The sequence below is a fragment of the Trinickia sp. genome (assembly GCF_051953405.1).
Lineage (GTDB): Bacteria > Pseudomonadota > Gammaproteobacteria > Burkholderiales > Burkholderiaceae > Trinickia.
The window spans coordinates 42,620-61,642 of the sequence record NZ_JBQCIV010000119.1 but is presented as its reverse complement, the minus strand read 5'-3'; the positions used below and the strand labels follow the sequence as shown (position 1 = coordinate 61,642).

General features: G+C 60.0%; 29 protein-coding genes. 16 read left to right on the top strand and 13 right to left on the bottom strand.

Annotation, left to right across the window (positions count from 1 at the left end):
* Positions 1-36: 36 nt before the first annotated feature.
* The 13 genes from ACTHN9_RS20545 to ACTHN9_RS20485 form a co-directional block, all read right to left on the bottom strand.
* A complete protein-coding gene (locus tag ACTHN9_RS20545) occupies positions 37-648 on the bottom strand; it encodes an Lcl domain-containing protein (RefSeq protein ID WP_440538618.1) in 612 nt (203 codons plus the stop codon).
* Between the two features lie 101 nt (positions 649-749).
* On the bottom strand, positions 750-1,508 hold the full coding sequence (locus ACTHN9_RS20540; protein ID WP_440538617.1) for a 1-pyrroline-5-carboxylate dehydrogenase: 759 nt from the start codon (positions 1,506-1,508) through the stop codon (positions 750-752).
* A gap of 91 nt (positions 1,509-1,599) precedes the next feature.
* Entirely contained in the window at positions 1,600-3,252 is a 1,653-nt protein-coding gene (locus ACTHN9_RS20535) for a YqaJ viral recombinase family protein (protein ID WP_440538616.1), read from the bottom strand.
* 2 nt (positions 3,253-3,254) lie between these two features.
* Positions 3,255-4,334 (bottom strand): hypothetical protein, encoded by a 1,080-nt coding sequence (locus ACTHN9_RS20530; RefSeq protein ID WP_440538615.1) that lies wholly within the window; start codon positions 4,332-4,334, stop codon positions 3,255-3,257.
* On the bottom strand, positions 4,331-4,600 hold the full coding sequence (locus tag ACTHN9_RS20525) for a KTSC domain-containing protein (protein WP_440538614.1): 270 nt from the start codon (positions 4,598-4,600) through the stop codon (positions 4,331-4,333). Before ACTHN9_RS20525 ends, ACTHN9_RS20530 begins: the two co-directional genes overlap by 4 nt.
* Positions 4,600-4,773, bottom strand: coding sequence for a hypothetical protein (locus ACTHN9_RS20520; protein WP_440538613.1), 174 nt, complete (start codon positions 4,771-4,773; stop codon positions 4,600-4,602). The genes ACTHN9_RS20525 and ACTHN9_RS20520 overlap by 1 nt, the downstream gene beginning before the upstream one ends.
* Complete coding sequence (locus ACTHN9_RS20515) at positions 4,770-4,967, bottom strand: hypothetical protein (RefSeq protein WP_440538612.1); 198 nt, start codon at positions 4,965-4,967, stop codon at positions 4,770-4,772. The genes ACTHN9_RS20520 and ACTHN9_RS20515 overlap by 4 nt, the downstream gene beginning before the upstream one ends.
* Before the next feature lies 1 nt (position 4,968).
* Positions 4,969-5,115 carry a hypothetical protein gene (locus ACTHN9_RS20510; RefSeq protein ID WP_440538611.1) on the bottom strand — a complete coding sequence of 49 codons (147 nt, stop codon included), beginning with the start codon at positions 5,113-5,115 and terminating at the stop codon, positions 4,969-4,971.
* A gap of 202 nt (positions 5,116-5,317) precedes the next feature.
* A complete protein-coding gene (locus tag ACTHN9_RS20505; RefSeq protein ID WP_440538610.1) occupies positions 5,318-5,815 on the bottom strand; it encodes a DUF1566 domain-containing protein in 498 nt (165 codons plus the stop codon).
* Positions 5,816-5,878: 63 nt separating this feature from the next.
* Positions 5,879-6,112: a hypothetical protein gene (locus ACTHN9_RS20500; RefSeq protein ID WP_440538609.1), complete on the bottom strand. Its 234-nt coding sequence runs from the start codon at positions 6,110-6,112 to the stop codon at positions 5,879-5,881.
* Positions 6,113-6,211: 99 nt separating this feature from the next.
* Complete coding sequence (locus tag ACTHN9_RS20495) at positions 6,212-6,343, bottom strand: hypothetical protein (RefSeq protein ID WP_440538608.1); 132 nt, start codon at positions 6,341-6,343, stop codon at positions 6,212-6,214.
* A gap of 1,006 nt (positions 6,344-7,349) precedes the next feature.
* Entirely contained in the window at positions 7,350-7,664 is a 315-nt protein-coding gene (locus tag ACTHN9_RS20490) for a hypothetical protein (protein WP_440538607.1), read from the bottom strand.
* Between the two features lie 544 nt (positions 7,665-8,208).
* Positions 8,209-9,003, bottom strand: a complete 795-nt coding sequence (locus tag ACTHN9_RS20485) for a S24 family peptidase (RefSeq protein WP_440538606.1) — start codon at positions 9,001-9,003, stop codon at positions 8,209-8,211.
* A gap of 27 nt (positions 9,004-9,030) precedes the next feature.
* On the opposite strand from ACTHN9_RS20485, the gene ACTHN9_RS20480 reads away from it, so the two are divergent.
* The 16 genes from ACTHN9_RS20480 to ACTHN9_RS20405 all read left to right on the top strand — a co-directional run bounded on the left by ACTHN9_RS20480 (position 9,031) and on the right by ACTHN9_RS20405 (position 19,018).
* Positions 9,031-9,393, top strand: a complete 363-nt coding sequence (locus tag ACTHN9_RS20480; RefSeq protein WP_440538605.1) for a hypothetical protein — start codon at positions 9,031-9,033, stop codon at positions 9,391-9,393.
* A 148-nt stretch (positions 9,394-9,541) separates the two neighbouring features.
* A complete protein-coding gene (locus ACTHN9_RS20475) occupies positions 9,542-9,916 on the top strand; it encodes a hypothetical protein (protein WP_440538604.1) in 375 nt (124 codons plus the stop codon).
* On the top strand, positions 9,913-10,113 hold the full coding sequence (locus ACTHN9_RS20470) for a hypothetical protein (RefSeq protein WP_440538603.1): 201 nt from the start codon (positions 9,913-9,915) through the stop codon (positions 10,111-10,113). The genes ACTHN9_RS20475 and ACTHN9_RS20470 overlap by 4 nt, the downstream gene beginning before the upstream one ends.
* Before the next feature lie 157 nt (positions 10,114-10,270).
* Positions 10,271-11,506: a phosphoadenosine phosphosulfate reductase domain-containing protein gene (locus ACTHN9_RS20465; RefSeq protein ID WP_440538602.1), complete on the top strand. Its 1,236-nt coding sequence runs from the start codon at positions 10,271-10,273 to the stop codon at positions 11,504-11,506.
* Complete coding sequence (locus ACTHN9_RS20460) at positions 11,503-14,016, top strand: DNA methyltransferase (protein ID WP_440538601.1); 2,514 nt, start codon at positions 11,503-11,505, stop codon at positions 14,014-14,016. The genes ACTHN9_RS20465 and ACTHN9_RS20460 overlap by 4 nt, the downstream gene beginning before the upstream one ends.
* Positions 14,013-14,954 carry a DUF1376 domain-containing protein gene (locus ACTHN9_RS20455; RefSeq protein ID WP_440538600.1) on the top strand — a complete coding sequence of 314 codons (942 nt, stop codon included), beginning with the start codon at positions 14,013-14,015 and terminating at the stop codon, positions 14,952-14,954. Before ACTHN9_RS20460 ends, ACTHN9_RS20455 begins: the two co-directional genes overlap by 4 nt.
* On the top strand, positions 14,951-15,586 hold the full coding sequence (locus tag ACTHN9_RS20450; RefSeq protein WP_440538599.1) for a DUF6475 domain-containing protein: 636 nt from the start codon (positions 14,951-14,953) through the stop codon (positions 15,584-15,586). The genes ACTHN9_RS20455 and ACTHN9_RS20450 overlap by 4 nt, the downstream gene beginning before the upstream one ends.
* Positions 15,583-15,777: a hypothetical protein gene (locus ACTHN9_RS20445; protein ID WP_440538598.1), complete on the top strand. Its 195-nt coding sequence runs from the start codon at positions 15,583-15,585 to the stop codon at positions 15,775-15,777. Before ACTHN9_RS20450 ends, ACTHN9_RS20445 begins: the two co-directional genes overlap by 4 nt.
* Positions 15,777-16,208 carry a RusA family crossover junction endodeoxyribonuclease gene (locus ACTHN9_RS20440; protein WP_440538597.1) on the top strand — a complete coding sequence of 144 codons (432 nt, stop codon included), beginning with the start codon at positions 15,777-15,779 and terminating at the stop codon, positions 16,206-16,208. The genes ACTHN9_RS20445 and ACTHN9_RS20440 overlap by 1 nt, the downstream gene beginning before the upstream one ends.
* Positions 16,205-16,921 (top strand): helix-turn-helix domain-containing protein, encoded by a 717-nt coding sequence (locus ACTHN9_RS20435; RefSeq protein ID WP_440538596.1) that lies wholly within the window; start codon positions 16,205-16,207, stop codon positions 16,919-16,921. Before ACTHN9_RS20440 ends, ACTHN9_RS20435 begins: the two co-directional genes overlap by 4 nt.
* Entirely contained in the window at positions 16,918-17,391 is a 474-nt protein-coding gene (locus ACTHN9_RS20430) for a DUF1367 family protein (protein WP_440538595.1), read from the top strand. The genes ACTHN9_RS20435 and ACTHN9_RS20430 overlap by 4 nt, the downstream gene beginning before the upstream one ends.
* Positions 17,388-17,528, top strand: a complete 141-nt coding sequence (locus ACTHN9_RS20425) for a hypothetical protein (protein ID WP_440538594.1) — start codon at positions 17,388-17,390, stop codon at positions 17,526-17,528. The genes ACTHN9_RS20430 and ACTHN9_RS20425 overlap by 4 nt, the downstream gene beginning before the upstream one ends.
* Positions 17,525-17,854 carry a hypothetical protein gene (locus ACTHN9_RS20420; RefSeq protein ID WP_440538593.1) on the top strand — a complete coding sequence of 110 codons (330 nt, stop codon included), beginning with the start codon at positions 17,525-17,527 and terminating at the stop codon, positions 17,852-17,854. The genes ACTHN9_RS20425 and ACTHN9_RS20420 overlap by 4 nt, the downstream gene beginning before the upstream one ends.
* The gene (locus tag ACTHN9_RS20415; RefSeq protein WP_440538592.1) at positions 17,851-18,219 is read left to right on the top strand and encodes a hypothetical protein; all 369 of its coding nucleotides are present in this window, start codon (positions 17,851-17,853) and stop codon (positions 18,217-18,219) included. The genes ACTHN9_RS20420 and ACTHN9_RS20415 overlap by 4 nt, the downstream gene beginning before the upstream one ends.
* Positions 18,216-18,443, top strand: coding sequence for a hypothetical protein (locus ACTHN9_RS20410; protein ID WP_440538591.1), 228 nt, complete (start codon positions 18,216-18,218; stop codon positions 18,441-18,443). The genes ACTHN9_RS20415 and ACTHN9_RS20410 overlap by 4 nt, the downstream gene beginning before the upstream one ends.
* On the top strand, positions 18,440-19,018 hold the full coding sequence (locus tag ACTHN9_RS20405) for a DNA-binding protein (protein ID WP_440538590.1): 579 nt from the start codon (positions 18,440-18,442) through the stop codon (positions 19,016-19,018). Before ACTHN9_RS20410 ends, ACTHN9_RS20405 begins: the two co-directional genes overlap by 4 nt.
* Positions 19,019-19,023: the final 5 nt, after the last annotated feature.

Here is a 19,023-nt window from a genome sequence, read left to right as displayed (position 1 = left end):
GCGATACGCACTTAATGCGCAGTCGAAATTGCTGAATTACGAAATTTTGATTCTGCGGACGGCCCGAGCGCGACCGGTGCGGTTCTTGCTCGCGCTGTCCTGGCCGCCATCACCGAAGAGCTGGACCCAGGCGTAGCTGGCCGAGTACTGCGTTGAGGTCCAATACCATGTTGGTTCCAGGGCCTCCGCGCCGTCGCCTCGGAACAATTCGACTGGCGTCTGCCCAGGCAAATGGATCGTGTAGGGATACCCAGGCGGCAAAGAACTCGGGTTCTCGCCATGGCGATAGACGTAGTTCTCGTCGTCCGTCGGCTTCAAGTGCCGATACAGCAGTTCGAGTTCGTCTCGAGCCGGCAAATACCAGTCGCTCTCGCCATTGATGTTCAGAGCTAGCGCCCACCGCGCGACTTCGCTGCCAGCCTCGGCCATCGCTTTCGTGTTCCCGAATCCGTCGAAGAAACTATCGGCACCGACGATCTCGGTGTAGGTCGGAAGCCAGATCGCGCGATCCTTTTCGCCCGTTGCTTTGGGTGCGACGACCGATGCGTACACGTCGCCGTTCACTACAAGCCGGCCGACGTAATACCCGCCGCCGAACGGGACCCCGGCTTCGGTGGGGACATCGAGATTCGTTACGATTGCATTCATACTGATCCTTTGAAAAAGTAGGCTCCTGCGCAAGCGAGCCATCTAAATTCGTCGCGTCCGAGGCAGTCAGCGCGACGTACTTCTAAAGCCTTCCGCTGAAACTATCTGGGCTGCCATTCTGTTCCGCGAACGACGCGGCCGATGGGCTCCAGCACGAGCACTTCCGATTCCTTCTCGCCACGCACGAGTCGTTGGCCGCGCTTTTGGGCCTTCTCGAGCGAATCGTGGCGCTGAGGCTTTGCGTATCGCCCGACCGTGACAAACAATGGTGACTTTGATCCGACCGGGCCGAGAGTGAGTTCATCGATACGCGCTTCCAGCTCAGCGCAGTTCTGGCGCCACTTGGCAAGCGATCGCTTATTGGATTCGTTCTCGACGTCCAACTCGTCGCACCGCAAGCGCAGAGCATCTCGGTCCGATGCAGTCGCCTTCGCGATTTCGACCATCGCTCGGGCTGTGTCGAGTGCTTCCGTCATCGTGGGCGGCAAGCCGAAGATTTCGATTAGTTCACGTGTCTGAGCGGCCAACTTCGAAAAGGCCTTTTCCACCTCGGTTAGCATCGGCTCGGGTTCCCGCTTCGATGCCGCCGACGAGGCGCCCGCGCCCGGAGGAATCGTTGGCGCAGCGATAGCCGCCTGAGCCGGTTCGGGTTTCTCCACAGCAGGACGGTTTCGACGCGCGAGCCAGTACACGTACTCATTTCCGCCGCCCTTGCGCTTCTCGCGCTCGATCACGCCATCGGCGTGCATCCGATTCAACTCTTTGGCTACGTCGAGGTGCGGCAACCCGATACGCTCGGATATGCGCTTAGCGCTGGCCTCTGAAACTCCGCCTAGGTACTTCTCGATTTCGTCTCTCACGACAACTCCATGAGGGGCCCCGGCCGCCGGCCAGGTCGGAGATCAACGCCAATGGGCTTCATCCTGTCGGCCGGCGGCGATGCCCGTTCGGTTATGCTGCGTGTTCGAGTTCGAATGGCAGCGCGCCGCCGTCCTGCTTTTGCATCACCTCGGTGATGTGCCGAATCAGCGCTTCGCAGATCTGCGGGAACTGCGATTCGTGATAAAGCTTCGACGACTTTTCCGTTTCCGCAGTGAAGCCGAGCGATGCGAGCCCGTCTGCGGTCAGCGTGACCGGTGCGAGCCGTTCGTTGATCTGGCCGAGGCGCAATGTCGGGCCGCCGGTGGGCGCCGGGCGCGACGAAGACGAGATGGGCGCCTGTGCAACCCACGGTGCAGGTTGCGTCTGCGCAGCCTGTGCGCCGACAGGCGTTACAGACGCGACTGCGGGTACTTCTACCATCTTCGCCTTCTCCTTCGCATCCTCGGCGCGCTTATGCTCGTCAATGCGAGCCATCACGGCCAACTGGAAGTCGTCGGCCGGCTTCTGGATGATTTGCTGGAGATCGCGGAACAGAAACCCATATGCCTCGGCATGCGGCTTGTACCAATCCAACTTCGCGCGCAAATCCTTCGCGGCAGCGTCGGCGACAATCTTGCCGTTCGCCAGCGCCGTATCGAGCGCGTTGTGCAGGCTCGCGATCGTTTTGATCCCCTTAACCGCGCCGGCGAAGTCCGGCGACGGTACCGCGATGCTCACGCCGCCTAGTTCCGCGTTCAGGGCGGCCACATGCGCGGTGTATTTCTGACGGCGTTCGCTGACGGCCAATTCCTTGATCTGCTCCTTGCGGTTCTTGACAAGAGCGCTCAGCGCGAGTCGTTTCGTGCGTAACTGCTCGCGGATGTGGTCGACCGTCCGCATCAGTTCGTCGATGCTAGATGTCTGCGCGATAGCGGCGTTCTTAGCCACCTCGAGATTATCTTCGGCCTCCTTGCAGAACTTCACCGTCGCATCAGCCTGGACGAAATCCTCGTCGGTCTTGAGATCGGTCTTGATGCCGGCGATGAACTTCTCGGCCGCCGACTTGAACGCAGGCAGGTTGCTGGTTATCACCTCGCCGCGGATCTGGACGGCAAGCATCGGCAATGCCATGATGGCCTCGGCCTTCGGCGTCTCAGGGATTTCGCGCGGCTGGTATTCGGCGAGGTCGCGCTCGAATTGAGCCCAGCCGTCTTGTAGGTGACGGAACCACAAATCGCTCGGTTCGATTTCGATAGATTCAAAGTTGTCCCGTGTGCCATCAGAGACGACGAAGATGACCTTGCTCGCGCCGGTGACCAGCATGACCTGTTGGCATTGCGGCCAGTATTCTTCCGGCAACTCGCCGCCCCGGACCGCCTCGGCAAGCGCTGTATTCCATTGCTTGTGCTCGAAGGCGATCGCTCCGTCCATCGTCAAGCCGTCGCACGACGCCGAGATTTTTCCAAGGGAGTAAGTCACGGGATAGAGATCGTCGCCGATCATTTCTTCGACGATCGGGCGGCCGAGCGCTTCGACCTCATGGCCGTAATCCAGGATGTTTTTCTGGACCCACTCGCTGAACTCCTGCGGCAAGCACGTATGCTTCATGTGCAGCAGTTCGTTTCGCTTCACATTCGAGGACAACCCGAGCATTGCGGCCGCCTCGCTGGCGCCGAACTTATCAAGCCGGAATTGCAACCACTCCGGCGAGCCCTGCTGCAACTTGTGGAGTTTGCGTTCCATTTTCAATCCTGTTCGTGCGACCAGCTATCGATGGTCAACTTTTGATCGTCGGTCAGGCGCATCTTTGTCTCGATCGTTGCGACGAGTTCGTCTACCGTCTTATTCTTCTCGATGATCTGCTTGCGCCAACCAGTCTTCTTCTTCTCGAACTCTTCGTCGGTGCAGACGGGGATCGTCTTTCCGGAGCCCGCGCCGGTATCGCCTGCCGGCTTTCCTGCCCCGTTCTGGTCGACACCACCCTGCTGCTCTGCCTTGTTCTCCATGACCGATTTCCACGTTGCTTCGCCGTCCTTGATTGCACCGTAGATGCCACGCAGATCGACGAGTTCGTGCGGCGAACAGGTGTCGAGCGTGTGACCGAGGTATTCGGTCAGGTCGGCCGCTTTGACGCCGATCTCGCCGAATGCATCGGCGATGCGCTTGCGCTCGGCTGCCGGATCGCGCGCGGCTTCGTCCATACGGACCGCCTTGATGATCGCCTCGGCTTCGTCCTGCAGGTCGCCGGGTATGATCCGCAGGCCAAGCGTCCGGATTGCCTTCGAGATCTGCGCGGCGCGCTTGTTGAGAAGATCATCATCGTTGGCCGGGACCGTGTAAGTTATCTTGCCGTAGCTGTTCTTTCGGACCGAGATATAGGAACCATCGTCCATCGGCTTCGATCGCTCAACCGTTTTCGATACGCGCACGTCAAGCGGATACGTTAGGTTCGATTCGAGATCCGTCACACTGACGCGATGCACTTCTTTGGCCTCGTCCTCGAAGATCATGGTCGTCTCGACCAGGACGTTCGTCATACAGCGCAGCGCGACTTCGACGAAGCGAATGCCGAGGCCCTCCACGCCGTTACCAATCGGCTTGCGGTAGTACGCGCTCTTGTTGTGAGCAAACGACGGCCGCCTGCATTCGGCGATGAGATCCTGCCGCACCTGATCCCACATGCGCGGCCGCCGCATCGCCATGATGTAACGTGCTTCGACCATCGCTTTCGATTGCGCTGCCACTGCGGCCGACGCCGTCTCGACAACGCCGGTTGTCTGTTGTTGCGCGCCGAACTCGTTCCGCGTGCTCAATGCCGTGCTCATGCTTGCTCCGATTTCGACACCGATTCCACCTTCACGTACGGATACTTCTCGGCGAACGGTTTGATGCCCTTGTAGAAATGCGAGCCGATCGATTCGGCGCCCTTGAACGCCGCATAGTCTTCTGCGGACACATTCGCGTAGTGATACAGCGACGACGGCTCGCCGGCCTTGTTCTTGAAGCGGATCGCGAGGGTATTGGAGGCTGCATCGTGGCCGATGCTATGGATCTGAGAGGACTCGACCGACTCCATGGTGATTTGAGGCATTACGTCATGCTCCTTTGGTTAGTCACCAACATCTGCATGCGCAGCGCGGTGTCATTGTTTGAATCGAAGTCGTGCGCGATGTAGAGCACGACGGCACAGATCACCAACATCACAGCAAAGGCGATGTTCGGGTGCTCCCGGTAGTACCTGTCGAAACGGCGGATCAGCTTCATGCGAGTCTCGCACCGGTAATCGGGTTGTACGTTCCGCGCTGCGGGGCGTGCCGGGGATGAAGTAGGTAACGCTCTCCAAGCTTTTCCTTTTGACGAGCGCGCGCAACATCTTGCGCAACCTGCTTCTTTTCGGCTTCGGTCAAGCCGCTATCGACATGACGCAAATCGGTGTTTCGCTTCGGTGTTTGGAACATTTCAGCCTCCGATCAGAACGAGGAGCCAGTGACCGCCTTTGAGGAAGGCGACGCCGAACAGAAAAAGAAACGCCGAAGCGGAGACGATGGCGGACGTTGCGTACGCTTGATCGATTCGCTCGATTTCTTCGGGTGTGAGAGTGGGCATCTGGACCCCCAGGTTGAATCTTCAACGGATCGCGCTATGGCACAGCCCTATCGGTGCAGCCGACGCGAGCTTGGGCATTGCCCGCGCCGCTCGCCAACCACTCGCTAACGCGATCCGCTCAAGATGCCCGGATAAGGCCCCGGGCCAGCCCTCTTAGAACACGCGTGATTCGCGCGTGGCGAACTGCAAAATTTCGAAAGTTTTAAATTTCGATTCTGCGGACGGCCCGAGCGCGACCGGGGAAGTCCTTGCCCGCGTAGTACTGGAAGCCATCATCGAAGTACTGGCCCCAGGCGCTGCCGGCCGAGCACTGCGTAGATGACCAGTACCAATCGTCCGTTTCGAACTGGTCGGGGATCGTCGCGAAGCAGAGATTCTGTTCGCGCTGCGCCGGCAAATAGAAATCGGAGTGACCGTCCCTCGTATATTTGACGGCCCATTCGGCGGCAGGATGTTCGCCGTCGGCGGCGAGGATGGCCTTCGTGTTGGCCATGCCGTCGATGCGGCTATCGGCGCCGTCGACCCGATGTCCATAGCCCCCCCATTCGAGGCCGTCGCCGCTCTCTTCCGAGACGATCAGGTGGTACGGACGCTGATCGTTTTCACCGGGCATGATGCCGGCGTAGATGCCGCCCTGACCTTCCCAATACTGGCCGAGTTGCGGCACTTTCAGCGTCGAGCTTGCGATCACTTCCGACATTGCGAACTCCTTTAGTTGTCCTAAACGGTTTTGCCGGTAGCCCGGCGATGGGATAGCTTCAATTCAGCAGTAGATGACGCCGTTGTATTCCTCGCGGATCGCCTCGGCGCAAGGCGCACAGCACGTCTCTTCGATCTTCGTTCCGAAACCGGTGTAGACCGTGCGTTTCGAAACGCCCTCGACCAACTTGTTACAGCGCGGGCAAAGCTCCTGCACGATCACATTCACCGGCCGCTTATTCCAGGCCTCGCGCTGCTTTTCCGACATCACAACGTTCCACCTCGGTATCGTCGACATCGCCATCCTCCCCGTCGTTCTGTTCGCGCTCGTGATACCGAGCCAGATCTCGATCGATGATCCAGTCGCCCATCGACTCGACTTGCTGCGGGGTGGCCATTACAACCCCGCATGCATACTGGCTACGCCCGGCGCAATGATGTTCAGGGCCAGCGTGCGCAGCAGATGTTCGGTGAGTGCGCCGCGCGGCATTGCGCGCAACTCCAACAGGTCTTTTGCGAAGATGCTCATGTTCATCTCCAACCGATTGAATCAGTCAGCCGCCTAACGGGCGGCATTCCCAGCAACGCGTGCTACAGAAAATGCCCCTTCTATCCTCAGGGGCGACGGAATTCGTTGTGGGTTACTCGCGTCCCGCAGCCGAGTGTGTTCACCATCTTCGGCAGGTGGCCGACGACCCGTCCGTCGGCTAGACGCCCACGTCTGCAACGTCTACGTGGGTGCTACGGCGCATCGCCTATGGGTTCGTGCCGGCCCTTCCCCGGCTCGCCGCAGTGCCTTCGGATCTCGGCATGCGCTCAGCGTTTCGGATACCTAGAGGTTTCGCGCTACCGGGCCTACTCTTGCGAGAGCCTTCGCACTACTTTGTCGTCACCGTACTTTGCGTCGGCATTCTTGGATGCGTCCGGCATCTCACCGGAGCGGCGTTATAGCGGCCGTCGCTCTCTTACTCTGGCTTTCCGCTTACGGCTGAGGGGCGCCAACTTGCCCACCTCTTACAGCAGGTACTCGTCCGTCCGTGGACATTTAATGGGACCGTCTTGGACGAAGAGGTCATCCAGTCCCGGTAAATGCACTCGTCGAATGCGCTTACCGCGATGGATGTTGCTTGCATGCGGCGCTGGCTACACCCGGCCGAGCCGGCTCCAGCTACCGCATGTTTTTGCCGATTACCTCGCGATCGACTTACGCGCCTTTCGGAACCCAATCATCTGTCGGGCATTTCGCGACTTTTACTTCTGCCGTCGCGGCCAGGGGCAGGGCTTTCGCCTATTCATCCGCCATTGCATCGATCGAATGCTCCATCAGCGCTAGCGCTTCGCCTCGACCGTCTTTGAGCGTGCGACGCAGACAGGTTTAAGGGAACAGCAGGCCAAGGAAGCGCCAGCGCTGATGCGACTCGATCGATACGTTGTTAAAGAACCCGTTCCGCTGTCACCGGATCGGCGCGCCGTTGCGCAAAGTGCTTCGTGCTATTCGCACTGCTCAACCCTCAAGCTGAGCGCTACGAACAGAGTTATGCGGCAATCGCTTTCAGGCGTGCGCAAACAGATGCATTCGCCGACACTCGAGCAACCTGCGCTTGGGCGCGCGCCGCACGCGCAGCCGAGATGCGCTTCGATTCTTCGCACATCTCGACGGCCTGTTCGTCGGTGATCTTGCTCACGCCGTTGTGCGGCACGAACGAATAGAGCTGCGTGCCGCTCGTCAGGATGTAAGCGCCCGGGTTGCCGTCCCCGGTCGCTTCGAGCCCCGCCACCACAACCAAGCTCATGAAGCCGACACGGACGGTTTGGCCTACGGTCCAGTCTTGTTTGCTGTTGCGGTTCATGGTGGTCTCCGGGGGGGGTGTTCGGTGCTGCGATGGAGGCAATTAAACACCATGTTTATGCGAATGTCAAACACCGTGTTTATATTTTTGTTGAGCGCGTCGCTGGATGTTCGCGGACGCAAAAAAGCCCGCTCGAGGCGGGCACATTGGTCGGCTATTGGGGAATGATCGCTAATGCGAGAACGATCGAGCTGAAGTCCACATCAACCCGCCGCTCGGAGAACTATCTAGCTGGAACTGGACAATAGTGGAGTCGGCAGTGGCGATGCGTACTTTGATGCCAGGTGGCATCATGAAGCACGAACCTCCGTTCGATACGAGCGCTGCGGCGCCGTCACTGGCTGCGTGATCTAGAAGATCGCGGGTGGGACACGCGTATCCGGCGGTTGTCGTTACCTGCAAAGAGCCAACCGGAAGATCGGCGGATCGCTGACGACTACTGTCGTGGAGTTGGAGATAGAGCAATATTGGCGTGCCGATAATGGCTATCGCGAGCGCTTTGGTAAAGATCGTCGATTTGGTTGCCTCTGCCATCTCTGCCCCTCTAGTTGCCGCCCGCCAGCCCAGACCCGGAGCGATAGATCACCTCGCCGGCAACGTGAAGCGCTTCGAGTTGCTCACCCATTAATATGCGGTCTGGGAACTCAGGATTGTATGAGTGCAGGCGCAACCCCCCATTCGGTTCTTTGAATATTTGCTTGACGAGTTGCTCATCCTCAAAGTAGACCGCGTAGATCAAGCCATCGCGGATCTGCGCCTTGGTCGTGCAGATCATCATCATGTCGCGGTGAAACAGGTACGGCTCCATGCTACGGCCGTGCACTTGCGCGAGGCGGCAGTCCTGCGGGCGGACGCCGAGTGCCTTGAAGAAGCCCGCGTCGAAGGGGAGCGCCTTCTTTTGCCTTACTTCCCACTGCATCAAACCGGACCCCGCCGAAAAACGATAGTCGTAGCGGTCGATCCAGACTCTGTCCTCGTCCTCCTCCAGGTCTTCTGGCCGCTCCCACGTCAGGACGTTACCTTGTCCATCTGGAAGCAAACGCTTAATAAGAGACTCGTCAGGGCCTGTAATTGATGCATCACTTGCGCGTGTTTTGTGCTCAGCGGTAAGCATCTCGCCAATGCCGTCCTCTATCCATGTGGCACTGATCCCTAATTCCTTCTGAGCAAGCAGGCGCCCCTGCTTCGAAACGCCATTTCCGCGGTATGCCCAGTTGTTGATGGTCTGTTCGCTCTGATTGAGCGCGCGCGCTAGGTCTGCGGGCGTCTTGATGTCCGACCGCACTTTTTTGGCGCCATCGAAAAGTCGCCGGGCTGTTTCGTGCATCACTTTTTCCATGCCGCGATTCTCTCGCGAGTAAACGCCTTGTTGATACACGTCGTGTTTGCATTCCATCTAAACATGGTGTTTAATTACGCCATGGACACGAACGACACCACCCCACACCAGGACTGGCAACTGATCGAACGCCTTGGCGGCGCATCCGAAGTTGCACGACTCCTCGGCTACCCAGAAAAGGGCGGCGCACAACGCGTCCACAACTGGAAATTTCGCGGCATCCCGGCAGACGTGAAGCTCCTGCGCCCTGATCTCTTCCTTGCGGATCTTATAGATCGAGTGAGGGCATCGGACGATGCACAAGCCCCTGTTGGTTCGGTTGAAGACGAATCGAAGCGAAAAGGTGGAGGTGGTCCCGCACGGAAGACGAAGGAAGCTCGGGCTCGATGAGCGTCCAGCGGTGAAGTAGGCAGGCATAGCGGTTCTCGTAGTTGTTCGATCGGCGTCCTTCTGGACGCTTTATTTGGCCCCCTTTTCAACTGGGGATTCTAGGTGGGACTCATACGGGGTTCGATCATTTTTCACTATCGCGACAGCCATGAAACAACAAGAAATCAGGATCTTCGCGCCTTACGTCGAGGCGGCGCGCTTACCCAAGGCCGACATTGAGGCCATGACCTTTGAGCAGTGTTTGGGGAAGGCGCTCGAGTTCGGCCTTCGTCGCTTCGATCGCAAGACGCTCGCGCGCAACTGCGGCATCCATTACCCGCACTTCGCCGAGTACATGGCCGGCAATCGTCGACTCGATCACCACCGCCTCTTTCTCTTTTGCATGTTCGCTGGTTGCGACTACCCGCGGCAGTGGCTGGAGCTTGCAGAAGAGAAGGCGCGCGCCGAATACAAGCGCGCTAGCGCGCAGGTCATCGGCGAGTACGTGCAGCAGGCGTTCGCACAGCAAATGGCGGTGGCATGAGTTTGAGCGCGCGCGACGCAGGCAAACGATTTGTCGCGCCGTCCGGCCGCGAAGTGCAGTTCGTCGGCAAGCAGGACGAGCAGTTCCTATTCGTCTATGTCGACGACCCGTGCGATGGGCTCGCGCTGTCGGACAAAAACCTTTTCCTTCTTGAGCGGTTGAAGAAGCAGAAATCGAAAAGCGAGGTGACGGGATGAAGCTCTCTGGTATCGAAAAACTCGCGATTTGCGGGCAAGCGCTGAGACAGCGCACCTTCCGCAATCGGTATCGCTTCTGGCGCTATGTCGAGGAACGTGGGCCGATTAGCGCCGCATTCATGGCGGCGCTCCGTTCTATCCGTCGTGGGGATTGATCATGTCGGCGCAATTGGATTTCCTGGCGGCCGGCGCGCAACGCCTGCAGATGACCGAGTCGATCGAACTGACGATCCAGTCGATGCAGGCCTATGGACCATCACATGATCACTGGGGCATCGCATGGTCCGGCGGCAAGGACAGTTCGGCCACGCTCACGATGATCTGCTGGCTGATCGATAGCGGAAAAATCGCCGCGCCGCGCTCGCTAACCGTCTTTTACGCCGACACGCGCCAAGAGCTTCCGCCACTGGCCATCTCGGCACAGATGATCATCGACGAGATTCGCGAACGCGGTATCGCCGTCGAGATCGTCCGCGCGCCGCTCGACAAGCGCTTTATGGTCTACATCCTAGGCCGCGGCGTGCCGCCGCCGAACAACAACACGCTTCGTTGGTGCACGCGCCAGATCAAGATCGATCCGATGGAGGAGGCGCTCCGTCAGCGCCTCGATGGCATCGACGGAAACATTCTCATGATCACCGGCGTGCGCCAGGGCGAGAGTGCGATCCGTGATCGCCGCATCGAAATGAGCTGCGGGAAGGACGGCGCCGAATGCGGCCAGGGATGGTATCAGCAGATTTTGCCCAACGCCCGCGGCTTGCGTGGCCGCATCGCGACACTAGCTCCGTTGCTGCACTGGCGCGTCTGTCACGTGTGGGAATGGCTTCGCCATTGGGCCCCTCAAGGGGAGTTCGGCGACTGGTCGACCGCTGCGATCGCCGACGCCTACGGTGGCGATGAGGCGGAAGAAATCAATGCGCGCACTGGGTGCATCGGATGTCCGCTCGCGCAAGAAGAGAAAGCGCTCGAGACGGTACTCGCAACCCCGCAATGGGCCTACCTTGCGCCGCTGCGCGGCATCAAACCCCTATGGCGAGAACTACGCGAGCCCCAGCATCGTTTGCGCAAGCCCGGCCGTGAATTGCTGAAAGACGGCAGCTACGCCAAGAACCCACAACGCCTCGGGCCGCTGACCTTCGAAGCGCGCCTCATGGCACTCGATCGAATCCTGTCAGTCCAGGCCGAATGCAATCGTATCGGTGCCGCGCTCGGACGGGCGCCGATCGATCTGATCAACGCCGAGGAAGAGGATCGCATCCGCGAACTAATTGCGTTCGAAACCTGGCCGCAAGGCTGGGAAGGCGACGAACCGACGGGCGACGTAGTGCTCGACGTCGTTTATGCAAATGGCGCCGTTCAGCCGCGCCTTTTTTCCGAGGAAGACGCGGCATGAGCGCGCCCGACTACGCCGACTTCCTGCGCCAGAAGATCCGGATGGCGAGCTACCACGGCTTCGACGTTACGCCGGAGGAGATCAACCCACACCTGAAGCCCCATACGCGCGACATCGTCCGCTGGGCGACGCAAGGTGGGCGGCGCGCGGTCTTCGCCTCGTTCGGTCTGCACAAAACCGCGACGCAGATAGAGTTGCATCGGCTGATCGGCATTCACCGTCCGGGCCTTCGCCTGCAGGTCATGCCGCTCGGCGTCCGGCAAGAATTCTTTCAAGAGATCGAAGAGCGCTTCGCCGGCGAGTTTTGCGTCCGGGCCCGGTTCATTCGTTCGGACACCGAGATCGGCGATGAGCGTGAGATCTACTTTACGAACTACGAGTCGGTGCGCGAGGGAAAGCTCACGCCTTCACTATTCCGCGCTGCAAGCCTCGATGAAGCAGATGTGCTGCGTAGTTTCGGTTCGAAGACCTACCAGGAATTCTTGCCGTTGTTCGATGGCGTCGAGTTCAAATTCGTTTGCTCGGCCACTCCTAGCCCAAACCGCTTCAAGGAACTGATCCACTATGCCGGGTTCCTGGGCGTGATGGACACCGGCCAAGCGCTTACGCGGTTCTTTCAGCGCGATAGCGAGAAGGCCGGGAACCTCACGCTCTATCCGCACAAGGAGAAGGAATTCTGGCTGTGGGTGTCGAGCTGGGCCGTCTTCCTGCAACGCCCCAGTGACCTCGGATATTCCGACGACGGGTACGAGCTTCCCGAACTCGACATCCGCTACCACGAGATCCCGAGCGACTATGAGGCGGCCGGCGTAGAGCGCGATGGGCAAGGACTGCTGATCCCCGATCTGGCTATGGGCCTGTCCGGCGCGGCCGGCGAAAAGCGACGCAGCCTCGATGCGCGCGTCGCTAAGGTCGCCGAACTCGTCTCGGAGCGGCCGGACGATCACGTCATCGTCTGGCACGACCTCGAAGATGAGCGGCATGCAATCCAACGCGCAATTCCGGACGCCATAAGCGTGTGGGGCACGCAAGATCTCGAAATACGCGAGCAACGCATCGTCGATTTCAGTCACGGGCGCTCCCAACGTCTTTCGACCAAGCCGATTCTGGCCGGTGCCGGCTGTAACTTCCAGCGGTATTGCCACTGGGAAATCTTCGCCGGCATCGGATTCAAATTCCGCGACTTCATCCAGGCGATCCACCGCGTGCAACGTTTTCTGCAAAAGCACCGCGTGCGGATCGACATCGTCTACACCGAGGCCGAGCAGGAAACGTTGCGCACGCTGCTCGCCAAGTGGCAACAGCACAACCAGATGACCGAAAAGATGAGCCAGATCATTCGAGAGTACGGCCTCAACCAGCTCGCTATGCAGCAGACGCTCGCGCGCTCGATCGGTGTCGAACGCATCGAGGTGTCGAGCGATCGCTTCAGTGTGGCGAACAACGATTGCGTCGAAGAGGCTCGTCGGCTGCCAGACAACCACGTCGACTTGATCGTCACGTCGATACCGTTCGCGAACCATTACGAATACTCGCCGAGCTACAACGACTTCGGGCATACGGAAAACAACGATCACTTCTGGCAGCAGATGGATTTCCTGACGCCGCAACTGCTGCGAATCCTGAAGCCAGGTCGCATCTACGCATGCCACGTCAAGGATCGGATCCTGTTCGGCAACGTCACCGGTGCCGGCATCCCGACTGTTAGCCCGTTTCACGCCGAAGCACTCTTTCACGGCATGAAACACGGCTTCGACTACTGCGGAATGATCACGATCAACACAGACGTCGTCCGCGAGAACAACCAGACCTACCGCCTTTCGTACAGCGAGATGTGCAAGGACGGTTCGAAGATGGGGGTCGGGTCGCCGGAATACGTCCTTCTCTTCCACAAGCCGCAGTCCGATCGATCCAAGGGCTACGCCGATGTCCCAGTGCGGAAATCGAAGGATGAATACAGTCTTGCGAAGTGGCAAATCGATGCGCATGCGTTCTGGCGCTCGAGCGGGAATCGGCTCGTGACGGCAGAGGAACTCGCCGCCCTCGGCCCGGACAACCTGGCCAGCCTCTTCACGAAGTTTAGTCTCGAAAACGTCTACGACTACGAGTTCCACGTTCGCATTGGCGAGGAACTTCAGGCGTCCGGCCGGCTGCCTACGAAGTTCATGAGCCTTTCGCCTGGCTCGCATGACGCGAACATCTGGCACGACATCACGCGCATGCTGACGCTCAACGGCGATCAAGCGAAACGTGCCGTCGAGAAGCACGTATGCCCGCTCCAATTCGACATCGTTGACCGGCTGATTGAGCGCTACAGCAACCCCGACGAGCTTGTCTATGACCCGTTCTGTGGCATCGGCACGGTCCCATACCGCGCGATCTTGAAGAAGCGCTGCGGCGCCGGATCCGAACTCAACCCCGGCTACTTCATGGACTCCGTGCATTACCTGCGCTCGGCCGAGCGCGAGTACAGCATGCCGTCGCTCTTTGACACACTGGAGGCGGCTTGAGCGAACTGCCGTCACCGCTGACTCCCGCAGATTGCGATCTGCGGGATTTTCCATTCATGCCACTCGACGTCCAGCGTCTGCGTCGCAGTAAGGCGTGGCTGAAGGCAAAGCGAACCCCTGCGCTCGCCTTCTACATGATCAATCTATGGACGGCCTCGTGGCATGACGTTCCCACCGGCTCGCTCGAGGACGACGATGACGTTCTCGCCGATCTCGCCATGTGCGATCCGGTCAAGTGGGACAAACTCCGCAAGGACGTGCTGCATGGCTGGATCAAATGCTCCGATGGCCGGCTTTATAACCCCACTGTGGCCGAGAAAGCCATGCAAGCGTGGGATTCAAAGCTCGATCAAAAGTGGCGCACGGAATGCGCGCGCATCAAAAAGCACAACGACCGGAACGGGACAACCATCCCACGTCCCACCTTCGAAGAATGGATGTCCCAAGGTTGTCCCTCGGGACAAAGGCTACCTGTCCCTAGGGACAACTCAGGGACTGGAAATGGACAAGGCGGGGAAACGGGCTCCAATAGAGAGGGAGAGGGAGAGGGACATAGAGAGGGAGAGGGAGATTCTATAAACCATTCCGTACCTGACGGTACGGACGCTGGCGCGTCTGGCAATTCGTCGGCTGAGAAGAGCGCCGAGCAACTCACCAAGGACGAGCTATGGGCTGCCGGCAAGTCCCTGCTCATGCAGGCAGGCATGCCCAAAGCGCAATGCGGAAGCTACGTGGGCAAGCTCGTGAAGGACTACGGCGACCAGATCGTCATCGATGCCGTGCGCACCGCCGTCGTTGAACGCCCGGCTGATGCCGCCTCATTTCTCAAAGCCACGTGCCAGACCCTAGCCGGCCAGCGCACGCGCCCGAACAAGCAGGAGCAACTCGAGGCTAAGAACCGCCAAATCGCCGAACGACTCGCCCGGGAGGGATCGTGATTGCATCCGACAGACCTGAGTTTTTCGCGCTGATCGCCGACGTGTACGCGTTCTACAAAAGCGATTTTTCGGAATTCGCCGGGCGTGTTTGGTGGGAGGCCATGCTGCCCTACGACTTCGCCGCGGTCGCCGACGCACTCAACCGGCACTGCGTCAACCCGGACAGCGGGCAATACCTGCCCAAGCCGGCCGACGTCGTGCGGATGCTCGCCGGCTCAACGCAGGACGCGGCACTCGTCGCATGGTCGAAGGTCGATCGCGCGGTGCGCGAGGTGGGCACCTATCGCAGTGTGGTCTTCGACGATCCGGTCATCCATCGGGTCGTAACGGACATGGGCGGATGGGTTCCCCTCGGCGCGAAGGACGAGAACGAATGGCCTTTTGTCCGCAATGAGTTCGTCAACCGGTACCGTGGCTATCGGATGCGCAGCGAGACGCCGGATTACTTGCCGGTGTTGATCGGCATCGCCGAGGCGGCAAACAGCAAAGAGGGATTCGGCTGTGCGGCACCGATGCTGATCGGCGACGCTACCACGGCGCGGGCGGTCCTCGCCGGTGGCTCAAACAAACCTCTTCTCGGTGTCACGTCGATGCGCGCGGATCCGGCGCGTCTTCTCGGAGGTGCCGCATGACCTGGATCGCGGACCAAAGCCCCGAAGAGTTGCGCGCCTTCATGTGCAAGCGCGAGGCTCAATGGATCGCGAGCATGACCGACGCGCTCGCGCTGCGCCTATGGACCGAAGTTAAAGCGCAGGACGAGCGGATCGCTCAGCTCGAAAAGGAACTTGCTACAGCGCGCGGCGCGCGCTCGGAGGCAGCGTAATGCAGATCGTATTCACGGTACCGGGAGATCCAGTTGCAAAGGGACGAGCCAAGTTCGCGCGCCAGGGCGGCTTCGTGCGCGCCTACACGCTAAAGGAGACGGTCCGCTACGAGAATCTCGTGCGGCTCGCCGCGCAGGAGGCAATGGCCGGCGCTGGGCTGCTCGACGGGCCCGTATCGCTGGTGGTGGCCATCTACCTGCCGATCCCGCAAAGCTGGTCGAAGAAGAAGCAGGATAAGGCTCGAACCGGCCTCGTCGGCGCAACGAAGAAGCCGGACGCCGACAACATTCTCAAGGCACTGAAGGACGGCATGAACGGCGTGGTGTACGTCGACGACGCGCGCATCACGGACATCACCCTGCAAAAGCGCTATGCGACGACGCCGCGTGTAGATGTGATCGTGCGCGCGCTCGATATGGAGGCAGCATGAACAAGAACGGTCGAACTGGACCTGCTTGGGCGCCGGCGGAGAACGAAGTTCTGCGCGCTATGTACGCGAGCGGTTCGTGGGATGAACTGCTCGCCTCATTGCCGCGACGCACCCGGCCAGCGATCCGCGCGCAAGCCAACAGCCTCGGCTTGAAGCGTGACGGCCGCCAACAGTGGGAAACCACTGAAATCCGATTGCTCTACGAGCTATACCCAACGACAACGCCAATTCGCGAGATCGTCGCTCGTCTCGCCCCTCATACGAAGGAATCCATTCACAAGCAGGCCGCCTGTCAAGGACTCAAGCGGCCGAGATGCGGCGTGGAACATCACCATCCTGGTTGGGAGAGGCTTCGATTGTTGCTTGAGAGCCGCGGCGCACTTACGCAAGCGCAGATCGCCGGCGCGCTCGGAATCAGCCAATCGGCCGTCCACAAGCTGAGACAGGCATACGGAAACAATCTGAGGACTGCCGGGTATGTGCCTCCAGTGCATCAGGGAAAGTGGACGCCGATGATTGGATTGGCCGATGGACGCCCGGATGCGCCCAAGCCGTTCCGACCGCAAGGCGCACGCTCGGGGCGGAAGATGGCAAATCGTTTCGCGACGGCCGCGGGGCTCGTGACCCCGTCTCTCACCGCTCCAACAGGTCGCGTTTTCCGCCAGCCTATGGAAATCGAAGATTGGCGTCAGACCTGCGAGGAAGCGGCATGAGCAAAGTCATCCTCCGCATCGACGAGCGCGGCAAGCTCGCGGGCCTCGACGAAAAGAACGAGCGCGCCTACGCGCGGTTCCGCAGCAAGCTCGGCAAGCTCCAGCCTGGGCAGACGTTGTCGTTCGAGTTCCGGATCCCGCGCAGCGAGCGCTTCCACCGCCTGCACTTCGTCATGCTGACGGCGTTCTTCAAGTGCCAGGAAGTCTTCACCGATCCCGAGCGCATGCGCAAATGGCTTGAAGTCGGTGCCGGCCATGTGGACTTCGTGCCGGGGCCGGGCGGCGAACTCGTTGCGCTGCCGCGCTCGATCTCCTACGAAGCGCTCGACGACGCCGAATTCCACGAGGTGCACGAAAGCGTGAAGGCGTTCTTGCGCACTCCCCAGGCATACAGGTTCCTTTGGCCGCATCTGGGCGGGGAGCGCGGCGAGCAGATGGTCGAGTCGATCCTTTGCGAGTTCGAGCAATGAAAACCCCACGTGAATTCATCATTGAAGGAATCGCCGGAGGTCTCTTGCTTGCCGTCGGCGCCTTTCTTCTGGAGCCGAAATTTAGCGTTGGTGAGGTCTTCGGCTTGTACCTAATCGTGAGGGCGGCATTGCTATGACTGCGCGCGTCGTGTTCCCGAAATCGCTCACCTATCGATCCGAAACCCTGCGGCGCGCCGTCGTCATGTTGCCCTGCATGCAGTGCGGTATCGAGGGGCACACGCAGGCGGCCCACATGAACTTCGGCAAGGGCGGTGCCCTAAAGGCGTCGGACGCGGCCTTGGCGGCCCTGTGCGCCGATCGTCCCGGCGTGCGCGGCTGCCACGCGCTGCTCGATCAGGGCGGCAAGATGCCGAAGGCCGATCGGCGCGCCTTCGAGTTCGAGATGGTCGCCAAGACCTATATCGCTCTCGCCGAACGGGGGTTGTTGGAGGTGCTCCGATGATTCGCTGGCTCAAACAACTGCTCGCGCGTTGGCGCGCGCCAATCTTTGTCCACGCCGCTGCGCCCATACAGAACGTGCCATGGGCACCCGATCCTGACTGGGCTCGGCCAAGAACCTATGCCGAAATTCGAGAGGACATGGTTCTAGGGACAACGATCGGCGGGGTATCGCGTGATCGGGCCGAGCGCTTCTGCGCGCATTTGCTGGGAGAGAAGCCGCTAACCGAAAAAGAGATGGTCAGGCTCATCATCTCGCGCGACCCGCCGCCCGTCACCGATTGGGACGTGGCGCAGGGCTTCGAGCAGCCGGAGCCCGGCTGCGTCGAATACCGGTTCCTCGGCGTCACCGGTGAGGAGGACGCTTGAGGCGCCACGTCGAACGCTACGGCGACCCGCGGCATGAGCGCAATAAAGACCCGCTCGAAATCCTGATCCAACGCGAGCGCGGCACCTGCAAGGGGTGCACGCTCCTTCTCAAATCACCGTTCGGCGGCCCGGAGGTCGCCTGCAAGAAAAGGATGCGCCCTGCTGCGCTGCGCATCGAAGAAACAAAGCGCTGCAAGCTATACACCCTCGAGGAGCCCAAGTGAACGAGATCGGATTTAAATCAGCATTTGACGCGGTTCGGTTTGCCCTGGCCTACTCGTCTCAGCAATATGGGGAAAGCCTCATGGCCAAGCGTCTACGGGGTGAATCGACAGGGAATGGAATGGGACTTATCGGAAACGACGGCGCCGGCCAGGCTGGAATCATCCGGCGGGAGCTGTGGGAACTGAAGGACCTGCAACTAGCGGTTATCGTCGCGCGCGCAGCGCTGCGTGACACAGCATGCTCATGCGGTGCGCCGTGCTGCTCCCATCGTCGGCCGAATGTCGAATGGCAGTCAGCGATTGCTTATATGACGGAGATCTCGCGCTCCTATTGCTCCGGCTTCTCTCACTACCGGGTGCGGCGCTCGATCGTCGAGAAGGTGTTCGGCGTGAAGTGCGACCTCAAGCAGATCGCGCAAGAATGCGATGCCCACATCAACACGGTTAGTGCCCATCACGTTGCGGTGCGCCGGTGGATCGAAGGAAACAAGAAGGTTGGGGAAAGCGGAATCGAGGCCCCGATCTGGTCGGTGCTCGAACAGCGTTTCGATGAGATCGGTTTGTTGAAATCCTAAGAAAC